The sequence below is a fragment of the Herminiimonas fonticola genome (genome assembly GCF_003293745.1).
Taxonomy (GTDB): domain Bacteria; phylum Pseudomonadota; class Gammaproteobacteria; order Burkholderiales; family Burkholderiaceae_D; genus Oxalicibacterium; species Oxalicibacterium fonticola.
In genome coordinates this window covers 251,479-273,036 of the sequence record NZ_PTLZ01000001.1, presented here as the reverse complement: position 1 = coordinate 273,036, position 21,558 = coordinate 251,479, and the positions used below count along the sequence as shown (strand labels likewise).

Genomic DNA, 21,558 nt, shown 5'->3' with positions numbered 1-21,558 from the left:
GATCTATTGCTTAGAACTTGAGATTTGCCGTCAGCAATGCGTTACGTTCTTGACCCGGCGTGTAGCGTGCACCACTGTTGTTCAACGATGCGATGTATTTCTTGTCGAACAGGTTATATACATTCAGCTGCAGCGACAGGTTTTTGCTAACGTCGTAGGAAGCCATTGCATCAGCAACCCAGTAGTCTGGCATGGTCGATAAACCGCTGGTCGGCGCGGTGACATTGCTGCTGCGTGCTTGCGTATCTACATAACGCGCGCCGCCACCGATCGTGATGCCGTTTTCCAGTTTATATGTCGCCCAGGAAGTGAACGTGACCTTAGGCGAGAAGACGATAATGCCGCCCTGATTGGTTGGCGTGCCCTTGATGATCTTGGAATCCATATACGCAAGACCTGTACTGACATTCAAACGTGGCGTGATTTGTCCAACCAGACCCAGCTCGATGCCATCGACACGACGCTTGCCGAGTTGGCTGAAGACTTCTGGCGTGCCGCCGTCGGAAACCAATTCATTCTTGTTTTCGCTGCGGAAGATGGCTGCGGTTGCAGACACGCGATTATCAAACAGATCCCACTTGGTTCCGAGTTCGATATTGCTGCCTTCCTGCGGTTTCAAGGTAGGGCTGTTGGCATTTGTCGGATCAGCATTCAACGAGAAGTTATTGCCGCCTGGTGGTTGGAAAGAATTGGATATGCCTGCATAAATACTGCCGTTGGCTGCCGGCTTGTAGACTGCACCGAGCTTCCAGCTCAACAACGTATCTGTCAGAGTCTGATCAGGATTCTTCGTCAACGTGTTGCTTGCAAAGCTGGCAGAGTTAGTCTCTGTACGGAAGCGTTCCAAACGCGCGCCAGCACTCAGCAACCATTGTTCAGAAAGTTTCAAGGTATCAAATGCATAAGCGGCGGCACTGAACGTATTACCGTCCGAGTAGGTTCCGCGATAAATAGGCGCTGCCACCGAATCGTTCCTGTTCGGGGAGTACAGATTAGCCTTTGTACCTGTCGAGTTCGTCACCGGCGTTTGCGAGTTCTGGCTCTCATAGATGAATTCAACACCGGTCGACAAGGTGTGCTTGATGAAGCCGGTATCAAACTCGGTCGTCAGGTTAGTCTGATTAGTCACGATGTCATTGGTTTGTTGCTTCCCTTGACGCGATCTGCCAACGGTAAAGGTTGCTGGATTGCCCCCGACCGCCGCATCCGCTGGCACCAGAGCGCTTACACCCGTGATCAACAAATCCTGCTTGGAGCGGCCGACGCGCGTTGTGTTGCGGATGGTCGTGCCAGGCGCGATATCGTGCTCGATGCGAGCAGTGAGCATATCGATCGTTACATCGTCATGATCACCATTTACGCCGTAATAATTGCTGGAATCGACGGCCGGGCCCCTACCGATAGGAACGAAAGGACTCGTGTTATTGACTCGTCCCTGGAAAACATAACCGTCCTTGCCAAAAGTCGACACGCCGCCATCCGGGGTATTTCTTTGGTCTATGTGCAGGTAATTCAAGGTCGTACGCGTTGCCGTTCCCAGACCAAATGACAAGGAAGGTGCGATACCGACACGTTTGTTTTCTACTTCGTTACGACCTGGCGTGCCGTAATCCTGTGCCACGAAATTCAGGCGGAATGCTGAACCCGGAATACCGATATCCAGCTTGCGGTTCAAATCAACCGTCGCGCGTTGGCGATCTGCCGTGCCAACCGTCAGGCTGCCATTAGTAAAGTCTTCGAATTGCGCCGATTTGGTGGACATGTTGATATAACCGGAAGAAGCGCCGCGACCATTGTCGGAACCCGATGGGCCTTTGACGACTTCTACCTGATCAATATTAAATGTGTCGCGCGAGATCGAACCCAGATCGCGAATACCGTCGACAAAAATGCTGCCGGATGTATCGAAGCCGCGCATGAAGATCGCATCGCCGGTTTGCGTATTGCCGTTTTCACCGAGCTGGATACTGATACCCGGTGTATTGCGCAAGGCTTCCGTCAAGGAAGTCGCTCCCTGCTGCTGCAAAATTTCCTTTTTGATGACAGAAACCGTTTGCGGCGTATCAATCAGCGGCTGCGTGAATTTTGGCGAAGAAACAGTATCTGCCTTGTAATTTTCAGGCGACGCACCCTGCACTGTGATCTGCGGAAGTGTTTCTGTTTTTTTTGCAGCAGCGTCGCTGGTTTGCTGCGCATAAACTGCACCAGGCAAGGCAATGAATGCCATTGCAATTGCTGCGGAACAGCTAGAACGACGGGCGATATGGTGCTTGCGGCTTTTGATATGAGCCATCTGTAATTCCTCCAAGTTGTGATGATTAGGTGCACTGGCTAGTCTGCAACCGGCACGACACAAGTCGGTGGATGAAATCAGATGGCTGGCTGTCGATCCGAAGAATCAACGGAATACAGATGATAATGATTCGCTTTTACTATGCAAACCAAATTGTGTTGGAAATGATACAAAGCGCGATACAAATAGCTCTCATTATTGAAACGATAATAATTCGTATTTATAATTCGAGACCTCAAAGTGAGCAATGTTTTATCCGCTGCCAAAGCGGCATCGAATGTTGGCCAGCACAAAATTGACTGCCAAATAAATTTTCCAATCAATCAATTTCTGATTACCCAAAAGGACCGTATGAATCGCCACCTCACCCCACTGGCCGCCGCTTTACTGGCTGCGTTTTCCACCCCTGCTGCTTTTGCCCAAACTGCACCCACCGAGGCAACTTTGCCCGCAGTGACGGTACAAGCTGGCGAACAAACGTACAACACGACCACTTCGACTAGCGCGACAAAGATAGACGCGCCATTGCGCGATATCCCTCAAATTGTAAACATAGTCCCGCAAGAATTGATGCGCGACAAAGCCGTGCGCTCAATGGAGGACGCCGTGAAATCCGTGCCTGGTGTTGGCTTGTCGCACGGCGATGGTCAACGCGACCAGGTTACGATTCGCGGCTTCACCGCGATTGGCGATCAGTTTGTTGATGGTGTGCGTGACGATGCACTGTATTTCCGTGACATGTCCAATGTTGAGCAGGTAGAGGTCGTCAAAGGGCCTGCATCTGTTCTGTATGGTCGTGGCTCGTCCGGTGGCTTGATCAACCGCGTTACCAAAAAACCTGGCATGGACAAAAACGAAGCCATGCTGCAAGTCGGCAGTTGGAATCAGCGCCGTGGCGAGTTTGATCTTGCCCGCAATTATGAAGAAAGCGGCGTTGCCTTTCGCGTGACCGGTGCGGTAGAGCGAGCAGATAGTTATCGCGACCAGCAATTCCTGGAGCGCGAGGCATTTGCGCCCTCACTCTTGCTCAAACTCGGTGACAATACCAAGCTGCTGCTGCAAGCTGAATATCTGCATGACAAACGTGTGACCGACTTCGGTATTCCTTCTTATCAAGGCCTGCCTGTCAATGTCGCGCCGAGTACTTATTACGGTGCAGCCAATGCCAGAGACAACGATTATTCGGATGCGAAAGTAACTTCGACGGGTTTCACGCTGGATCACCGTTTCAACAATGAATGGTCGATACGCAATACCTTCCGTTACTACGAATACTCACTGGCTCGTTACAATACGAATGTTTCCGCGGTTAATGAAACAACAAAAAGGGCCACGCTCAGCCGCGGTAATGTTCAACGCGACGAGAGTGGCTATTTCAACCAGACCGAGTTGATGCAAAAAGTTACGCTGGCCGGTATGCAGCATCAAATGTTGTATGGCGTGGAAATTGGTCAGCAAAACAAGAATCAACGATTTCTGACGCAAAACAACATTGCAACGGTTGATCTCTTCAACCCAGTCAATCCAGTCGTCCCGTTCACCGTCACGGCACCAACGAGTACGACTGACAACAAGGGTATCCTGACCACGGCCAGTGCTTATGTACAGGACCTCGTTACACTATCGGAAAAATGGAAAGCTCTGGCCGGCATCCGCTACGACTCATTCAAGCAGGAAACCCAGCAACACATTGCCGGACAAGCCAATCTGAACCGCACCGACACAGCATGGAGTCCGCGTGTCGGTCTGGTGTATCAGCCAAGCACCACTCAGTCCTACTATGCATCGGTTAGCAAATCGTTCCAGCCATCTGCGGAAACCTTTGCGCTGGCAGCGAACGCCGCACAACTGGCACCGGAAGAAACTACCAGCAAGGAAATTGGTGCCAAGTTTGATTTATTTGATGGCAGAGCTTCGGCCACCGCATCGCTGTTCCAACTGGACCGGACCAACATCAAGTCTAGCGACCCGACCAAACCTGGCGTCCTCGTTCCCATCGGCGAGCAGCGTACCGATGGTATCGAGCTGACGTTTACCGGCGATCTGTCGGGCGGCTGGCAAATCTGGTCCGGCTACGCCTATCTGGATGCGCGCGTGGCCAAGTCACCTAGTACGGGAGCGGGCAATAATGGTGTAAAGGTCCCACTAGAGGGAAAGCGCGCCACCCTGACGGCTGAGCACAGCGCCAACATCTGGCTGACCAAGGCCCTAGGCCACGGCTTCAGCGCCGGCGCCGGCGTGAACTATGTCGGCGATCGCTTTGCCGATCCGGCCAATACCGTCACGCTGCCAAGCTACACAACGATGGATGCGATGGTGGCTTACCGCATTAAAGGGTTCGATTTGCAGTTGAACGTCAACAATCTGTTCGACCGCGAGTACATCATCTCTGGTCACGGCACTTCTGCCAATCTCAACTTGCCAGGTGCTCCACGCAATGTGCAATTAACCGCACGTTACGCATTCTGATAACAACATGCCCACCACCCTAAAGGTCGTGGGCAATTTTTTAGATTGGCAAACAATGAAAAATTTCATCAAACCCTTACTTGCCACAGCCTGCTGTGCAGCATTGTTGGTAAGCAGCGTAGCGCAAGCACATTACCTTTGGCTGGAATCAGGCAAGACCGACGCATCACTGTATTACGGCGAAGTCGATGTTCAGTTGAGAGAGAAAAGTCCGGGCAAACTTGATCGCATTAGCGGTTTACAAGCATTCGTGCCCAACGGCAGCGACGTCAAATCAGTCAATGTCAATCGCACGGCCACTCACCTAGGCATTGCCAGCGGCAAAGCATCCACCGTTCTGGCGCTGGAAGAATCCCTTGCTGTTGCAGACCTGACCAAACACAACCTCGGCATGGCCAAGTCGAATTACTATGCTCGCCTCGGTCAACCCTTGGCTAGCGGTACAACATCGCCACTGGTATTGGATATTGCTCAAGGCAGCAAAGCGAACTCCTTCGTTTTGCTATATCGCGGACAGCCGCTGAAAAACGCCAAGCTTGAAGTCATCGCGCCTAACACTTGGATGCAGGAACATCACACCAATGAGCAAGGCATCGTTGAAATCAATACGCCATGGCGCGGCCAGTATGTGATGCATGTGCTGCACATCGATAAAACCGCTGGCGAATTTGCGGGCAAGCCATATGACAATCTGCGCAATCATTTGACTTACACCTTTGTGAAAAGCAAGGGCGCAAATGCCGGCCCGGTGCAGCCACCTAAACATCCGATGGACTAAGCATGAGTGCTGACGGAACGTTTCGCACGCGCGAAGGCAAGCCGGTCGATTTATCCGGCATTGCTTCGCATGACAAACACGTTCGTCGGCGCAGCAAACGCGCCATCTTCCTCACCTGGCTGCGCAAGATTCATTTGTACGTTGGACTATGGGGTGCCGTGTTCGGACTGCTGTTTGGTGCGACCGGCATTTTGCTCAATCATCGCGCCATCCTGAAAATCCCCGTTGAGAAAACTGTGCAATCAACCGCGCAGCTGACACTTCCATCCAGCCGTTTTGCCAATCCTGAAGAGATGTCCAGGTGGCTGCAAAAGGAACTGGATTTTGTCCCTATTGCACCACCCGTCGTCAAATCCCAACCGGCAAAAACCATCCTGTGGGATGACCGCGAATTAACCCAGCCAGAGCGTTGGACCATCGCATTGAATCGCCCCGGCCGCGGTGTATCTGCCGAATATTTCGTCGGCAATCGCTTCGTTAAACTGGATCAGGTTGATGCCACGCCGATCGGTACTTTGACCCGCTTGCATATGTCTATCGGTGTGAGTGCTTTTTGGGTTTTGCTGGCTGACTCAATCGCCGGTAGTTTGATCTTGTTATCAATTACCGGCCTTCTGCTGTGGACGCAATTGCACACCGTGCGCAGCATCGCAGTCATGACCAGCGTTGGCGCTTTACTGGCCGGGGTCTGGTTCATGTGGTCGATATAAGTACCGGCCCGCCGGAGATCTGGGTGCAAAGTCCAGAATGTCTTTATGGACATCCCGGCAAAAATGCCTACTATGAATAGATGAATTGCTGACGGTATGGCGAGTGACAATTGCCACTCGTCATCTTTACCGAGGCAATTGGCTAAAGGAGATTCATCATGTTCTCCGAACTAAACTGGCTTCCGTCTTTTTTTACCCTTGCTATCATCGTTTTCCTCGTCTCGGCCATCAAGATTTTCCGCGAGTATGAGCGTGGCGTCGTCTTTACCTTGGGCCGCTTCTGGAAGGTGAAGGGGCCAGGTCTGGTCATCATCATTCCCTTGATTCAGCAGGTAGTACGCGTGGATTTGCGTACCGTGGTGCTCGAGGTGCCGACTCAGGATGTCATCTCGCGCGATAACGTTTCCGTGAAGGTCAGTGCCGTTGTGTACTTCCGCATCATTGATCCGCAAAAGGCGATCATTCAGGTGGCGAATTACCTGAACGCAACGAGCCAATTGGCACAAACCATGTTGCGTTCGGTATTAGGCAAGCACGTTTTGGATGACATGCTGGCCGAGCGGGAAAAATTGAATCACGACATTAGAGAATCGCTGGATGTACAAACCGACTCGTGGGGCATCAAGGTTGCCAACGTCGAGATCAAGCAAGTCGATCTGACGGAATCCATGATCAGAGCCATCGCCAGACAAGCGGAGGCTGAACGTGAGCGGCGCGCCAAAGTAATTCATGCCGAAGGCGAATTGCAGGCGTCTGAAAAATTATTTGCTGCAGCCAAAATCCTGGCACAGGAACCACAAGCAATACAGTTGCGTTATCTGGAAACCCTGACGGTGATAGGAGCAGATAAAAACACGACCATCATCTTTCCTCTGCCGATAGAGTTGCTGTCCTTCCTCAGTCGCCTTAAACCCGCTGAATCATCGGGTCATGCGACACCTGACGACAACAGAATGGCAATGTAACGATGAGATGACGCGCTATCGTTTGAGTCCGACGCATCTGCGTCAGACGACCTTCAACTTCGCAAACGCTGGATTAGCCGGAGGAAAAGCCGGTTTCAACTTCTGCAAGGTATCCAGCAAGATGCTGGCTATCGCCAGATTGCGATGTGTTTTTGAATCAGCTGGAATCACGTACCACGGCGCATGAGCGGCATCGGTTTCAGCGATCGCCTTTGCATACTGACGCTGGTAATCGCTCCAGTATTTGCGCTCTTCCAGATCGTTGGGATCAAACTTCCAGTGCTTGTCGGAATAGGCGATACGCTCTTCCAGCCGCTGCTTTTGCGCGTCGCTGGAAATGTGCAAAAAGAATTTGAGAATGACGGTACCGGTTTCCGCCAGCATTTTTTCAAATGCGCGTATGTGCTCATAACGCCTTGCACATTCCTTGTTGTCTATCCAGTCGTGTACGCGTGTGATTAATACATCTTCGTAATGACTACGATTGAAAATCGTGAACTCGCCCAGCCCCGGCACTTGCTGATGCACGCGCCACAAATAATCGTGCGCCTTCTCTTCCGCAGTCGGTGCCTTGAAAGCGATGCTGCTGACACCGAGCGGATCAATCTTGCCGAACACACCGCGCACAGTGCCATCCTTGCCGGAGGTATCCATACCTTGCAAGACGATCAGGATTTTATGTTTGCGTTCGGCGTACAAAATCTCCTGCACGTCGGCAATCTGCTGTGCGAGCTGCTCAACCTGCAATTTATCCCCGGCCTTGTCGCCGCTGGAAAGCGGTTTCTTGCCGGCAGCCGCATCCACTATCTTTTGCTTTTTAGTCGCTCGGAATTGTTGCTGGATGCTGGCCATAGTGATCTCCGTTAACCTTGCTCGGCATGCCAGATGGCATGATCGATTTTTGTACAACGATCTGCGACGACATCCAGGCCGGCGGCACGCGCCTTGTCGCTTGCCGCTTCATTGATCACGCCAATTTGCAGCCATACGCCTCGGGCATGGATCGCAATAGCTTCATCGACGATGGGGCCGACCAATTCTGATTTGCGGAAAATATCCACCAGATCGATACGCGTTTGCTGCTCCTCCAGCGCTGCGGCTGCCAACATCAACGTTGCATAGCAATGCTCACCGAGAATGTGAGTGCCTGCACACACCGGATTGACTGGAATAATCCGGTATCCGTGGCGTTGCAGGTAGGCGGCGACGCCATGGCTGGGCCTATCCGACTTGGGGGATAAGCCGACGATGGCAATGACGCGTGATTCGGCCAGTAACTTGGTGATGGTTTGCGGATTTTGATTCATGATTCCTTTTCCAAAAACAAGAAGGGCAGCCTAAGCTGCCCTTCATTGTATGCGGGAATTCCCGATTAACGTTTTTGACGCAACCGTTGAATCGCCGCCAACTGTGCAATCGCTGAGGCCAATTCAGCCTGTGCTTGTGCGTAGTCGATTTTCGATTCTCTATTGACCAGTGCTTCTTCGGCCAATTGTTTTGCTTCTGCTGCCTTGGCTTCATCCAGATCGGCACCGCGAATCGCGGTGTCGGCCAGAACCGTCACGCCGTGTGGTTGCACTTCCAGAATACCGCCTGCTACAAAGACAAATTCGTCTTCAGCCTGGCCGGCAATCTTGATGCGAACCGCACCTGGTCGGATGCGTGTGATCAGTGGCGTGTGGCCCGGCAAGATGCCGAGTTCGCCTGATTCGCCCGGCAGCGCGACAAACTCTGCTTCGCCGGAGAAGATTTCTTCTTCGGCGGAGACTACCTCTACGCGCATTGTGTGTGCCATGTTAGAACCTTATTTCTTCGTCCAAAGACCGGAAAACGTTTGCTTGCGCATGCAGCGTTGAAGCTGCACCGCGCAAGCTGCTCAATGATTAGTTGAGTTTTTTCGCTTTTTCGATTGCTTCTTCGATAGTGCCTACCATGTAGAACGCTTGTTCTGGCAGGTGATCGAGTTCGCCGGATGCGATCATTTTGAAACCATTGATCGTATCTTTGAGCGAAACGTATTTACCTGGTGCGCCGGTAAATACTTCAGCAACGTGGAACGGTTGCGACAGGAAACGTTGCATCTTACGTGCACGTGCGACCAGCAGTTTGTCTTCTGGTGCCAACTCGTCCATACCCAGAATCGCGATAATGTCGCGCAATTCCTTGTAGCGTTGCAAGGTACCTTGAACAGCGCGAGCTGTGTCGTAGTGATCTTGACCAACGACGAGTGGATCCAATTGACGCGATGTCGAATCGAGTGGATCAACCGCTGGGTAGATACCGAGCGATGCGATGTCACGTGACAGAACAACGGTGGAATCCAAGTGAGCAAACGTGGTTGCTGGAGATGGATCGGTCAAATCATCCGCTGGAACGTAGACGGCCTGGATCGATGTGATCGAACCGGTTTTTGTCGAGGTAATACGTTCTTGCAGACGACCCATTTCTTCAGCCAGTGTAGGTTGATAACCCACAGCCGAAGGCATACGACCCAGCAGAGCGGATACTTCAGTACCAGCCAGTGTGAAACGATAGATGTTATCGACGAAGAACAACACGTCTTTACCTTCGTCACGGAACGCTTCAGCCATAGTCAGACCGGTCAACGCAACGCGCAGACGGTTACCTGGTGGTTCATTCATCTGACCGTAGACCATCGCTACTTTGGAGTTGGCTGGATTTTCCAGATCAACTACTTTCGCATCAGCCATCTCGTGGTAAAAGTCATTACCTTCACGAGTACGTTCACCAACACCAGCAAACACGGACAAGCCGCTGTGTGCTTTAGCGATGTTGTTAATCAGTTCCATCATGTTGACTGTCTTACCGACGCCAGCACCACCGAACAGACCGACTTTACCGCCTTTTGCAAACGGGCAAACCAAGTCAATAACCTTGATGCCTGTTTCCAGCAAATCCTGCGATGGCGACAATTCGTCGTACGCAGGCGCTTTGCGGTGGATCGATGCTGTGCGCTCTTGGCTCACAGGACCGCATTCGTCGATTGGGTTACCCAACACGTCCATGATGCGGCCAAGAGTAGCCGTACCGACTGGCACCGTGATTGGATTGCCAGTGTTTTGAATGATCATGCCGCGACGCAAACCGTCGGATGTACCGAGTGCAATGGTACGAACAATACCGTCACCCAACTGTTGCTGAACTTCCAGCGTCAGTTCGGAGCCTGCCATCTTCAAGGCATCGTAAATCTTAGGCATCGCATTGCGGGGAAATTCAACGTCCACCACCGCGCCGATACACTGAACGATTTTGCCATCAGCCATTTTCGTTCCTTCAATATATAAAATTTAAAATCTGGTTGTTGAGAACAACGCCTTGCTTACGCTTGGAGTTGTCCAGCAATCGAATTAAACCGCAGCCGCACCGGCAACGATCTCGGAAAGTTCTTTCGTAATCGCAGCCTGACGCGTCTTGTTATAGACCAGCTTCAGTTCACCAATCACGCTACCTGCATTGTCGCTTGCCGATTTCATCGCCACCATGCGAGCCGATTGCTCGGACGCGAGGTTTTCCGCTACAGACTGGAAAATCAGCGCTTCAACATAACGGATCAACAATTCATCAATCACGGCTTGCGCATCCGGCTCATAGATGTAATCCCAAGCCAGCGAATCTGCATCTGCCTTCAACGCATCAGCGGCCAATGGCAGCAACTGCTCCATCATCGGCTCTTGCTTCATCGTGTTGATGAACTTGGTGTACACGACATACACCGCGTCCAGCTTGCCGTCTTGATACGCATCGAGCATCACCTTGACCGGACCAATCAACTTGTCCAGGTGAGGGGTGTCGCCGATTTGCACCGCATGCGACACAACACGTGCGCCGATACGATTCAGGAAGCCCAAACCTTTATTGCCGATTGCGACGGTTTCGACCTTCTTGCCTTGCGCTTCAAGTTCGCGCAATTTAGTCGTCACGATACGCAGGGAGTTCGTGTTCATACCGCCACACAAACCCTTGTCAGTCGTCACGATAATGAAACCAACCGTTTTCGACACATCCGACTTCACCAGAAACGGATGCGAGTATTCCGGATTGGCTTGCGACAAGTTGGCAGCGATATTACGAATCTTGTCGCTGTATGGACGAGCCGCGTGCATCCGGTCTTGCGCCTTGCGCATTTTGGATGCTGCGACCATTTCCATCGCCTTGGTGATCTTCTTCGTATTTTCTACGCTCTTGATCTTGCCACGTATCTCTTTGCCTGAAGCCATGAGTTATTACTCCTTATAGCCCCGGAATCAGAACGATTTTTTGAAATCAGCAATCGCAGCAGCCAATGCAGCTTCGTCGTCTTTCTCGAGCTTTTTGGTGTCTTCGATTTTTTGCAGCAATGCTGCGTGGCTGGACTTCATGAAACCGTGCAGACCTGATTCGAATGCGAGTACACGTTTGACTTCGAGGTCATCGAAGTAACCTTTGTTGACCGCAAACAGCGAAACCGCCATCAACGAGATCGACAATGGAGCGTACTGAGCTTGTTTCAACAATTCGGTTACACGTGCACCGCGGTCGAGTTGCTTACGGGTCGATGCATCCAGATCCGAAGCGAACTGAGCAAACGCAGCCAATTCACGGTACTGCGCCAAATCGGTACGGATACCGCCGGACAGGCCCTTGATGACTTTGGTTTGAGCAGCACCACCAACGCGCGATACCGAGATACCAGCGTTAATCGCTGGACGGACGCCCGAGTTGAACAACGATGTTTCCAGGAAGATCTGACCGTCGGTAATCGAAATTACGTTGGTTGGAACGAATGCGGAAACGTCGCCTGCTTGTGTTTCGATGATAGGCAATGCTGTCAACGAACCGGTCTTGCCTTTTACTGCGCCTTTGGTGAACGCTTCGACGTAGTCGGCGTTAACACGTGCTGCGCGTTCGAGCAAACGGCTGTGGAGATAGAACACGTCGCCAGGGAACGCTTCGCGGCCTGGTGGACGACGCAACAGCAAGGACACTTGACGGTACGCAACAGCTTGTTTCGACAAATCGTCATACACGATCAGCGCATCTTCACCGCGATCGCGGAAGTATTCGCCCATGGCGCAACCGGAGTAAGCCGAAACGAACTGCATAGCAGCCGATTCAGATGCCGTTGCAGCAACCACGATGGTGTATTCCATCGCGCCGTGTTGTTCCAGCGAACGAACGATGTTTTTGATCGACGATGCTTTTTGGCCGATAGCAACGTAGATACACGTTACGTTTTGACCTTTTTGATTGATGATGGCATCGATCGCGACAGCTGTTTTACCAGTTTGGCGATCACCAATGATCAGTTCGCGTTGACCGCGACCGATAGGTACCATCGCGTCAATCGCTTTGATACCGGTTTGCATTGGTTGGTCGACGGATTGACGAGCAATAACGCCTGGTGCGATTTTTTCGATAGGAGCGGTCAATTTTGCATTGACTGGACCTTTGCCGTCGATCGGTTGACCGAGAGCATTAACGACGCGGCCGCGCAGTTCAGGACCGATAGGCACTTCCAGAATACGACCGGTACATTTAACCGTGTCGCCTTCAGAGATGTGCTCGTATTCGCCCAGAATAACGGCGCCGACGGAATCACGTTCCAGATTCAGCGCGAGGCCGAAAGTATTGCCTGGGAATTCCAGCATCTCGCCTTGCATGACGTCGGACAGACCGTGGATGCGGCAGATACCGTCGGACACGGAAATAACCGTGCCTTGATTGCGAATCTCAGCGGTGTCGCCAAGGCCTTGAATGCGGCTCTTGATCAGTTCGCTGATTTCAGACGGGTTGAGTTGCATATAAACTCCTAAAATTTTTCTCTGTAGCTTGGGCTAGGTCCGACGACGATTACGCAGTCAACGCAACTTGCATCTGTTGCAGTTTCGCGCGCACCGAGGTGTCGAGCACTTCATCACCAACAACGACACGCACGCCACCGATCAATGCGCTATCAACAGCGACGGTCGGATTAAGCTTGCGGCCGAATTTCTTTTCCAGCGTTGCGACCAGCTCGGTCAACTGCGCTGACGACAGTTCAAACGCGCTGACGATTTCTGCATCAGCGGCGCCTTCTTGTGCATTTTTCAATGCGTGAAACTGTGTCGCGATTTCCGGCAACAGCGTCAGGCGGTCATTTTGCACCAGCATGTTGATGAAGTTTTTCGCTTCAGCGCCAACCGGCGATTTGAGCGCCGAGATGAATGCATTGCTGATAACGTCATCCGAAACTTTCGGGTTGTGCGCCAATGCATACACATCGGGATTCGCAGCAACCTGTGCCATTTCGGAAACCAGTTCAGACCAGCCATTCAAATCAGCGGCTTTCGCCACACGGAACAGAGCTTCGGCGTAAGGACGGGCAATCGTTGCGAGTTCGGCCATGATTACAGCTCGGCTTTCAGTTGGTTCAACAGATCGGCGTGGACTGCAGCATTGACTTCACGCTTCAGAATTTGCTCAGCACCTTTAACTGCAAGGGTAGCGACCTGGTCACGCAATGCTTCGCGAACCTGGGTTGCTTGCTGATCAGCATCTGCCTTGGCTGTCGCGATGATACGCGCAGCTTCTTCAGCGGCTGTTTTCTTGGCTTCATCAATAATGCTTTGGCCGCGCTTCTCGGCATCGCCGATACGCTTTTGACCTGCTTCTTGCGCAGATGTCAGTTCTGCCTGGGCGCGCTTTTCAGCGGCTGCCAGATCAGACTTGCCACGTTCGGCAGCTGCCAAACCGTCCGCGATCTTCTTGGCGCGCTCATCGAGCGCATTCATCAATGGTGGCCACACGAATTTCATCGTGAAGCCTGCCAGGATGAAGAAGACCACGAACTGCGCAATCAAAGTTGCATTTAAGTTCATGGTATTTCCTTCTCTAAGTAACGTATGCCGAAAATGTCTTCAGCGTGAAACCGGTCAACGACCGAATTACTTAGCGATGAACGGGTTAGCGAATGCGAACAACATAGCGATACCAACACCGATCAGGAACGCAGCATCGATCAGACCAGCCAACAGGAACATTTTGGTTTGCAATGTGTTCATCAATTCTGGTTGACGAGCAGAAGCCTCAAGGTATTTGCCACCCATGATTGCGATACCGATACAAGCGCCGATTGCGCCCAGACCAATAATCAAACCACAAGCCAGCGCTACAAATGAGAGATCAGTCATGACAATTCCTTCAAAGTTAAAGTTAAATCAAAAATTAATACTAAAAAACGGAGCCTGCTAATACTGCAATTCCAAAACCAATTTCAAAAATCTTAGTGCCCTTCATGCGCCTGGCCGATATACACCAGCGTCAGCATCATGAAAATAAATGCCTGCAGGAAAACGATCAGGATGTGGAAGATTGCCCACAAGGTACCTGCTACTACATGACCGAAGAAACCGAACGCTGTCGCGGTGGAACCCAGCAATGCAATCAACAGGAACAACAATTCGCCAGCGTACATGTTGCCGAACAACCGCATCGCCAGGGAGACGGTTTTCGCTGCGAATTCAATCATGTTCAACAGCAAGTTGAACGGTGCAAGCCAGATACCAAACGGAGCAGCGAACAATTCATGAACGAAGCCGCCAGCTCCTTTGATTTTGATGTTGTAGAAAATCATCAGCGCGAAGACGCCGAGTGCGATGCCCATAGTGCCATTCAAATCGGCAGTAGGAACAACGCGGTGATACGGGAAAATGTGATCAATACCGACTGCGTGGAAGAAGGCCGAGAACATATCAACTGGCAAGAAATCCAGCGAGTTCATCAGTGCAACCCAAACGAATACGGTCAATGCCAATGGCGCAATGAAAGTACGGTCGCCATGAACAATTGATTTAGCCTGGTTGTCGACCATTTCAACGACCATCTCAACCGCAGCCTGGAAACGACCTGGAACGCCGGAAGTTGCCTTGCGCGCAGCCAGCCACATGAAAAAGCAGCCAACAACGCCAGCAAAGATGGACCAGAAAATCGTGTCCATATTAATGATCGAAAAATCAACGATCTTGTCCTGATGCTTGGTCGAAAAATGTCCCAGATGGTGGACGATATATTCGGAAGCGGTTGGTGCTGCGTGATGCGCCGCCCCTGCAGTAGCCATTTCAGTCGCCATGTCAGTGCCTAAATAATAAGATGATGTAACTTTTCAGCGCCACAATGAACGCGGCGATTAACGCCAGCAAATTCAAATCGCGGTACAACCAGACGACCGCGCCCAAGAGGGCAATCGTCAATGCAATCTTGATAAATTCCCCGATGAAAAAAGTCATCGGATTAACAGACTCGGATTTTTGCGCAGCGGAAAATAAACGTAGCGCAAAGAGACCATTCGGCACCACGCAGCACAACCCACCTAACAGCGCCGAATACAGCGCCGGCATCCCAGCGATCAAACCGGCAATAATGCTGGCGATTACCGTAGTCGCGAGTTGCAATAGGACGACGGGCAGCATACTGGGTCCAAATGGGGCAGTCCTTTGGCGATCTTGCGATCTAGCTATTCGGACTGGAGTGAATTAAGTCGTGCGTTCCATGAAGCCACGGGATTATAAGGGCTTTCCTTGTGCACCGTCAAACGTTTGCTTGGGGAAAAATCGAGGTCTTAATGACCGTTCAATGACATTGGCCTATCCTCTGGCGCGAATATTTGCCTTATGCCAACGCTGCCAGATATTCACGTCCTTGCGGCCAGTCACCAAGATTGCTTTGCGCATTGATATGGCCCAAAGCGCCAATCGAAATGAATTGCGCATCCCAGTCGGAAGCAAAAGATTTCGCTTTTGGCAACGCGCACCACTCATCGTCGGATGAAGCGACGACGATGGCTTTGAATGGCAGCCGCAGGCGTGGCATAGGGGCAAACCCGGTAGCCGAGGCCGGCAAATCGGCTTGCTCAACATCGGCCGGTGCCACCAACAATGCCCCGGCGATCTTGTTCGCATGTGCGGCATGTCCGTATTCCATCGCCCACCACGCCACCAGCGCACAACCCAGACTATGGGCAACCAGAATCACAGTACCGTCCATATCAAGTAGCGCTGTATTCAGCGTCTCAACCCACACACTACGTTGCGGCGCATCCCATTCCCGCTGTTGTACGCGCACGACATTGGGCATGGTCGCTTCCCATTGCGTTTGCCAATGGCCGGCCCCTGAGTTGCCCAAGCCGGGCAAGATCAGGATCGTATGAGATGGCGTTGATTTTGATGCGCTACCCAACGGCAGGCTGCTTGAAAGGTCTGGCATTGCGCCCTGCTCCGGCTTGATTGTTTTTTGCCTGGCGTTCAGGTAGTTTCGCGCAATTTGGAAATGATGCCATCCAGCGCATCCAGATCCGCAAAGTCTATGATCAACTGGCCCTTGTTTTTTGCGCCCAGCTTGATCACAACCTGGCTTGCCAATGCGTCGGACAACTCTTCTTCCAGGCGCGTGATATCGCGCGATTTTTCCTTGCCGTTGGCACGCGGCTTGTTACCACCTGATTGCTCCAGCGTGGAACGCACCACCAGTTTTTCTGCTTCACGTACCGACATGCGCTTGGCCACAACCTGATTCGCCAGATTGATTTGCGTCGCGCTATCCACTGCCAGCAGAGCACGGGCGTGGCCCATATCGATATCGCCGGCCATCAACATGGTTTGCACTGGCTTGGCCAGATTCAGCAAACGCAAGAGATTGGAAACCGCACTGCGCGAACGTCCGACAGATGTCGCAGCTTGTTCATGCGTGAAATTGAAATCAGCGATCAAACGATGTATGCCCTGCGCTTCTTCCAATGGGTTCAAATCTTCGCGCTGGATATTTTCAATCAGCGCCATCGCGGCGGTTGCTTCGTCGTCGACTTCCTTAACCAGTACCGGCACTTCGGTCAAACCGGCAATTTGCGCCGCACGGAAGCGACGTTCGCCCGCAATGATTTCGTACCGTGGATTGCCATTGCTTGATGTAATTGGACGCACCAGGATCGCTTGCAACAAACCTTGCGCCTTGATCGATGCGGCAAGCTCATTCAATGCACCTTCGTCCATGCGTGTACGCGGCTGATACTTACCGGCTTGCATGTCGGTGACTTGTAATATCGAAGGCGCACCAGGAATCGCGGCAATCGCTTCGTTGAAATCAGTCGCGCCGCCCAGCAATGCATCCAGACCGCGACCCAAACCTTTTTGTTTTTTCGTAACCATAATTCCTGACTCACATCGTTCGTTTAGCGAAGTGGCGCGTGTAGTACGCCCGATTCTTCGCAAAGTATTTATCGATACCGCATTGCCTATATCGTTTTAATGCGTTCAACCATTTCCGCGCCGAAGGTCAGATACGCTTGCGCACCCTTGGACGCCGGATCGAAGTTGATACCCGGCATACCGTAAGACGGCGCTTCCGCCAGACGTACATTGCGCGGGATGATGGTCTTGAATACCTTGTCGCCGAAATGCTGTTCCAGTTGCGCCGAGACCTGCTGTGACAAGGTCATGCGTGGATCGAACATCACGCGCAGCAAACCGATGATCTTCAAATCCGTATTCAGTTTCGCGTGCACCTTCTTGATCGTATTGACCAGATCAGACAAACCTTCGAGTGCGTAGTATTCACACTGCATAGGAATGATCACGCCGTGCGCTGCGCACAAACCATTCAAGGTCAGCATGGACAAGGCCGGCGGGCAATCGATCAACATGAAATCGTATTCGGCATCGACTACGGCCAGCGCATCCTTCAAGCGCTTTTCACGATTATCGAGTTCAACCATTTCAACCTCAGCACCTGCCAGTTCGCGATTGGCTGGCAGCACATCGAACTTGGAGGCTTCCGATGTCACGCGCGCTGTGTTCACATCGGCCATGCCGAGCAGCACTTCATAAATCGATGACTTCAACTCGGCCTTGTTAATGCCGGCCCCCATCGTTGCATTACCTTGCGGATCAAGATCCACCAGTAGTACGCGTTGATTCAATTGTGCAAGAGCTGCTGCCAGATTGACTGCGGTAGTCGTTTTACCGACGCCGCCTTTTTGATTGGCGACGCAAAATATTTTTGCCATGTTCTCGTTTTAGTTAGTGGTCAATCTGATGCGAGGGTCATTCAAAAACATCAGTACCTATCGCTGTTGCGACAAACCGCTGATGTAAAGCTCTCCTTACTTTGCTGCTTTTTCCTGCACTGTTTTCACCAGCCTGGCGGTATCGAATCCTTGCGCCGTTACACGATTAACCAGCGCCTCGTAATCAGCATCGGCTATGCCAGGCGTACGCGACAAGACCCACAGATAATCGCGCGATGCATCACTCACTGCGACCAGCGAATAATCCTGTGCCAAATCGATGATCCAGTAATCGGCCCAAATGAAAGGCAACCAGTTCAACCAGTTCGATGCAAAACTCACTTTCAGTTTTGCATTCGTTTGAGAATTATCGACGCGGGCGCGACCGACCACTTCGTCAATTTTTCCATCTGCTTTCTTGCATCGATTGATGACATCGATCTCGCCGTCTGCACGCTTGTTATATTGCGCAGTAACGTTGGCGGCACAATCCTTTTGGAAATGATTCGGAAAGCGCGCGACTTCATACCAGTTACCAACGTAACGCGTAAGGTCAACATTCGCGACCGTACGAACTTCTTGTGACAACGCCAGATTGCTGAAACCCGCAAACACCAAAGCAGTTAGCACAAGAAGTTTTTTCATGACACAGCCCTTGCAATGAAAATCAAATGACGCTCAGCCTGCAAGGTCGGCACTTGCAAGGCACGCACCTCTCTTACTGTCCAACCAGTAGGCAAATGCGCCACTTCGGCATCCGGCGAGACGCCCTTCAAGGCGATAAATTCGCCATCGTCGGCCAGCAAGTGGCCGGACCAATTCACGAAGTCGCTCAGCTCTGCAAATGCGCGTGACGTAATCACATCGAATTTCTGCGGCGCTTGCCACTGCTCGACGCGCGCGGTGTACACATTCACATTGCTCAAGCCAAGTTCCGCTTTGACTTGCGTCAGGAATGCGGTTTTCTTGTGCACCGTGTCTATCATGGACACGCGCATTTCTGGTTGTGCTTCCGCCGCCCAGATGGCCAGTACGATGCCCGGCAAGCCGCCACCGGCACCGACATCCAGCACATTCTTTGCGCCCTCGAAGGCAGAAACCGCCGCCAGCGAATCCAGCAAATGTTGTGTCACCATCTGCACCGGATCGCGCACAGCAGTCAGGTTATAGACGGAGTTCCATTTGGACATCAAAGCCAGGTAATCAATCAGCCTGGCAATTTGTGCTTCGCTTAAATTCAGCGACAAACCTTTTGCACCATCAGCCAACATCGCGGTCAGCGCCGCCCTATCAAAACTCTTCATGCAGCAGCTTCATTTGTAGTTGGCACAGCAGCGAATTCCTTGAAACCACCTTTTTTCAAATGCACCAGCATCAATGAAATCGCTGCCGGCGTGACGCCGGAAATGCGCGAAGCCTGACCCAATGTTTCCGGTCTTTGCTTGGTTAGCTTTTGACGCACTTCGATAGACAAGCCTTTGACGGCCATGTAATCGAACTCGCTTGGCAACTTCAGGTTTTCATAGTGATCGTGGCGCTCAACTTCTTTTGCCTGTCTGTCGATGTAACCGGCGTACTTCAACTGGATCTCGACTTGCTCGCGCACAGCCTCTTCCGCGACGCCCGGGCCACCCAGATCCTGGCCATCTACGCCCTTCAAACTCATCAAGGTTTCGTAGCTGACGTTCGGGCGACGCAACAAGTCTGCAAGTGCATACTCTCGCTCTATCCCTTTACCAAGCACACGTTCAGCTTCTGTTTCAGCCAGAATGCGCGGACTGACCCAAGTCGAACGCAGGCGCTCAAGCTCGCGCGCAACGGCTTCGCGCTTGGTTTCAAACATCGCCCATTGCGCGTCGCCAACGCAACCAAGCTGACGCCCGATCTCGGTCAAACGCATGTCGGCGTTGTCTTCACGCAAGCTCAAACGGTATTCGGCACGGCTGGTAAACATGCGGTACGGCTCCAGCACACCCTTGGTAATCAGGTCGTCGACCAACACGCCGAGATAAGCTTCGTCGCGACGCGGCGTCCATGCATCGCGCTCTTGCGTTTGCAAAGCGGCATTGATACCCGCCAACATGCCTTGCGCTGCGGCTTCTTCGTAGCCGGTGGTACCGTTGATCTGGCCGGCAAAGAACAAGCCCTGGATAACCTTGGTTTCCAGCGAGGCCTTCAAACCGCGTGGATCAAAGTAGTCATATTCAATCGCATAACCAGGACGCAAGATATGCGCATGCTCGAGGCCGCGCATCGATTGCACCAGTGCCAGTTGCACGTCGAATGGCAAGCTGGTCGAAATCCCGTTTGGATAATATTCGTTGGTGGTCAAGCCTTCCGGCTCGAGGAAAATCTGGTGCGACTCCTTGCCGGCGAAGCGATGTATCTTGTCTTCTATCGATGGGCAATAGCGCGGGCCGACACCTTCGATCACGCCGGTGTACATCGGGCTGCGATCCAGACCACCACGAATCAGATCGTGGGTTTTTTCATTGGTATGCGTAATCCAGCACGGCATCTGCTTAGGATGCATAGCCACCGAACCCATTACTGAAAAGACCGGAATCGGATCCAGATCACCCGGTTGTTCCTGCATCACGGAGAAGTCGATAGAACGACCATCGATCCGTGGTGGCGTACCGGTTTTCAAACGACCTTGCGGCAGCTTCAATTCTTTCAGACGTGCCGACAACGAAATTGCCGGTGGATCACCTGCCCTGCCGGCCGAATAGTTATTCATGCCGATATGGATCTTGCCATCGAGGAAGGTCCCGGCTGTCAGCACTACCGCGCGCGCGCGGAACTGAATCCCGGCTTGCGTCACGGCACCGACGACGCGATCACCCTCAACCAACAAGTCATCCACTGCCTGCTGGAACAACCACAGATTTGGCTGGTTTTCCAGGCGTGAACGGATCGCCTGCTTGTACAAAATACGATCAGCTTGCGCACGGGTCGCGCGTACAGCAGGGCCTTTGGATGAATTCAGGATACGGAATTGAATACCCGCCTCATCCGTAGCGATCGCCATCGCGCCGCCCATCGCATCGACTTCCTTGACCAGATGGCCTTTGCCGATACCGCCTATGGACGGGTTGCAGGACATTTGTCCCAGCGTTTCTATATTGTGCGAAAGCAGAAGCGTCGATTGGCCCATGCGCGCAGAAGCGAGCGCAGCCTCGGTCCCGGCGTGACCGCCGCCGACAACAATGACATCAAATTTGGTAGGAAAGATCATAATGCGCCTCGATGAGACGGTAAGCAGAGGCGAGATTATAAAGTCTTTTTGCGATTATTTCGCCGCAACC

General features: G+C 52.2%; 22 protein-coding genes. 4 read left to right on the top strand and 18 right to left on the bottom strand.

Annotated elements, in window-relative coordinates; genetic code table 11:
- Positions 1-10: 10 nt before the first annotated feature.
- On the bottom strand, positions 11-2,293 hold the full coding sequence (locus tag Hfont_RS01325; protein WP_112990456.1) for a catecholate siderophore receptor Fiu: 2,283 nt from the start codon (positions 2,291-2,293) through the stop codon (positions 11-13).
- Between the two features lie 351 nt (positions 2,294-2,644).
- On the opposite strand from Hfont_RS01325, the gene Hfont_RS01320 reads away from it, so the two are divergent.
- From Hfont_RS01320 to Hfont_RS01305, 4 genes are all read left to right on the top strand, one after another.
- Positions 2,645-4,762 carry a TonB-dependent receptor gene (locus Hfont_RS01320; RefSeq protein WP_112991637.1) on the top strand — a complete coding sequence of 706 codons (2,118 nt, stop codon included), beginning with the start codon at positions 2,645-2,647 and terminating at the stop codon, positions 4,760-4,762.
- Positions 4,763-4,817: 55 nt separating this feature from the next.
- Positions 4,818-5,540 (top strand): DUF4198 domain-containing protein, encoded by a 723-nt coding sequence (locus Hfont_RS01315; protein WP_112990455.1) that lies wholly within the window; start codon positions 4,818-4,820, stop codon positions 5,538-5,540.
- Positions 5,541-5,542: 2 nt separating this feature from the next.
- Positions 5,543-6,250: a PepSY-associated TM helix domain-containing protein gene (locus Hfont_RS01310; protein WP_112990454.1), complete on the top strand. Its 708-nt coding sequence runs from the start codon at positions 5,543-5,545 to the stop codon at positions 6,248-6,250.
- Between the two features lie 158 nt (positions 6,251-6,408).
- On the top strand, positions 6,409-7,215 hold the full coding sequence (locus Hfont_RS01305) for a slipin family protein (RefSeq protein ID WP_112990453.1): 807 nt from the start codon (positions 6,409-6,411) through the stop codon (positions 7,213-7,215).
- A 42-nt stretch (positions 7,216-7,257) separates the two neighbouring features.
- Here the strand turns inward: Hfont_RS01305 and Hfont_RS01300 are convergent, their stop codons facing one another.
- The 17 genes from Hfont_RS01300 to mnmG all read right to left on the bottom strand — a co-directional run bounded on the left by Hfont_RS01300 (position 7,258) and on the right by mnmG (position 21,488).
- Positions 7,258-8,067 carry a PPK2 family polyphosphate kinase gene (locus tag Hfont_RS01300; protein WP_112990452.1) on the bottom strand — a complete coding sequence of 270 codons (810 nt, stop codon included), beginning with the start codon at positions 8,065-8,067 and terminating at the stop codon, positions 7,258-7,260.
- 11 nt (positions 8,068-8,078) lie between these two features.
- Entirely contained in the window at positions 8,079-8,522 is a 444-nt protein-coding gene (locus Hfont_RS01295) for a CoA-binding protein (protein WP_112990451.1), read from the bottom strand.
- A 65-nt stretch (positions 8,523-8,587) separates the two neighbouring features.
- Positions 8,588-9,010, bottom strand: coding sequence for a F0F1 ATP synthase subunit epsilon (locus Hfont_RS01290; protein WP_112990450.1), 423 nt, complete (start codon positions 9,008-9,010; stop codon positions 8,588-8,590).
- An 88-nt stretch (positions 9,011-9,098) separates the two neighbouring features.
- Positions 9,099-10,499 carry a F0F1 ATP synthase subunit beta gene (gene atpD / locus Hfont_RS01285; RefSeq protein WP_112990449.1) on the bottom strand — a complete coding sequence of 467 codons (1,401 nt, stop codon included), beginning with the start codon at positions 10,497-10,499 and terminating at the stop codon, positions 9,099-9,101.
- A gap of 84 nt (positions 10,500-10,583) precedes the next feature.
- Complete coding sequence (atpG, locus tag Hfont_RS01280; protein ID WP_112990448.1) at positions 10,584-11,453, bottom strand: F0F1 ATP synthase subunit gamma; 870 nt, start codon at positions 11,451-11,453, stop codon at positions 10,584-10,586.
- A 27-nt stretch (positions 11,454-11,480) separates the two neighbouring features.
- Positions 11,481-13,016: a F0F1 ATP synthase subunit alpha gene (gene atpA / locus Hfont_RS01275; RefSeq protein WP_112990447.1), complete on the bottom strand. Its 1,536-nt coding sequence runs from the start codon at positions 13,014-13,016 to the stop codon at positions 11,481-11,483.
- Between the two features lie 49 nt (positions 13,017-13,065).
- Positions 13,066-13,599 carry a F0F1 ATP synthase subunit delta gene (locus tag Hfont_RS01270; RefSeq protein ID WP_112990446.1) on the bottom strand — a complete coding sequence of 178 codons (534 nt, stop codon included), beginning with the start codon at positions 13,597-13,599 and terminating at the stop codon, positions 13,066-13,068.
- A gap of 2 nt (positions 13,600-13,601) precedes the next feature.
- Entirely contained in the window at positions 13,602-14,072 is a 471-nt protein-coding gene (locus Hfont_RS01265) for a F0F1 ATP synthase subunit B (RefSeq protein WP_112990445.1), read from the bottom strand.
- A 66-nt stretch (positions 14,073-14,138) separates the two neighbouring features.
- Positions 14,139-14,384 carry a F0F1 ATP synthase subunit C gene (gene atpE / locus Hfont_RS01260; RefSeq protein WP_011872763.1) on the bottom strand — a complete coding sequence of 82 codons (246 nt, stop codon included), beginning with the start codon at positions 14,382-14,384 and terminating at the stop codon, positions 14,139-14,141.
- 92 nt (positions 14,385-14,476) lie between these two features.
- On the bottom strand, positions 14,477-15,322 hold the full coding sequence (atpB, locus tag Hfont_RS01255) for a F0F1 ATP synthase subunit A (protein ID WP_181666401.1): 846 nt from the start codon (positions 15,320-15,322) through the stop codon (positions 14,477-14,479).
- Between the two features lies 1 nt (position 15,323).
- Positions 15,324-15,662 carry an ATP synthase subunit I gene (locus Hfont_RS01250; RefSeq protein ID WP_112990444.1) on the bottom strand — a complete coding sequence of 113 codons (339 nt, stop codon included), beginning with the start codon at positions 15,660-15,662 and terminating at the stop codon, positions 15,324-15,326.
- 199 nt (positions 15,663-15,861) lie between these two features.
- A complete protein-coding gene (locus tag Hfont_RS01245; protein WP_112990443.1) occupies positions 15,862-16,455 on the bottom strand; it encodes an RBBP9/YdeN family alpha/beta hydrolase in 594 nt (197 codons plus the stop codon).
- A 38-nt stretch (positions 16,456-16,493) separates the two neighbouring features.
- Positions 16,494-17,393, bottom strand: a complete 900-nt coding sequence (locus Hfont_RS01240; protein WP_112990442.1) for a ParB/RepB/Spo0J family partition protein — start codon at positions 17,391-17,393, stop codon at positions 16,494-16,496.
- 86 nt (positions 17,394-17,479) lie between these two features.
- Entirely contained in the window at positions 17,480-18,250 is a 771-nt protein-coding gene (locus Hfont_RS01235; RefSeq protein WP_112990441.1) for a ParA family protein, read from the bottom strand.
- A 96-nt stretch (positions 18,251-18,346) separates the two neighbouring features.
- Positions 18,347-18,895, bottom strand: coding sequence for a lipocalin family protein (locus Hfont_RS01230; protein WP_112990440.1), 549 nt, complete (start codon positions 18,893-18,895; stop codon positions 18,347-18,349).
- Positions 18,892-19,554: a 16S rRNA (guanine(527)-N(7))-methyltransferase RsmG gene (gene rsmG, locus Hfont_RS01225; protein WP_112990439.1), complete on the bottom strand. Its 663-nt coding sequence runs from the start codon at positions 19,552-19,554 to the stop codon at positions 18,892-18,894. The genes Hfont_RS01230 and rsmG overlap by 4 nt, the downstream gene beginning before the upstream one ends.
- Positions 19,551-21,488 (bottom strand): tRNA uridine-5-carboxymethylaminomethyl(34) synthesis enzyme MnmG, encoded by a 1,938-nt coding sequence (gene mnmG / locus Hfont_RS01220; RefSeq protein ID WP_112990438.1) that lies wholly within the window; start codon positions 21,486-21,488, stop codon positions 19,551-19,553. Before mnmG ends, rsmG begins: the two co-directional genes overlap by 4 nt.
- Between the last annotated feature and the right edge of the window lie 70 nt (positions 21,489-21,558).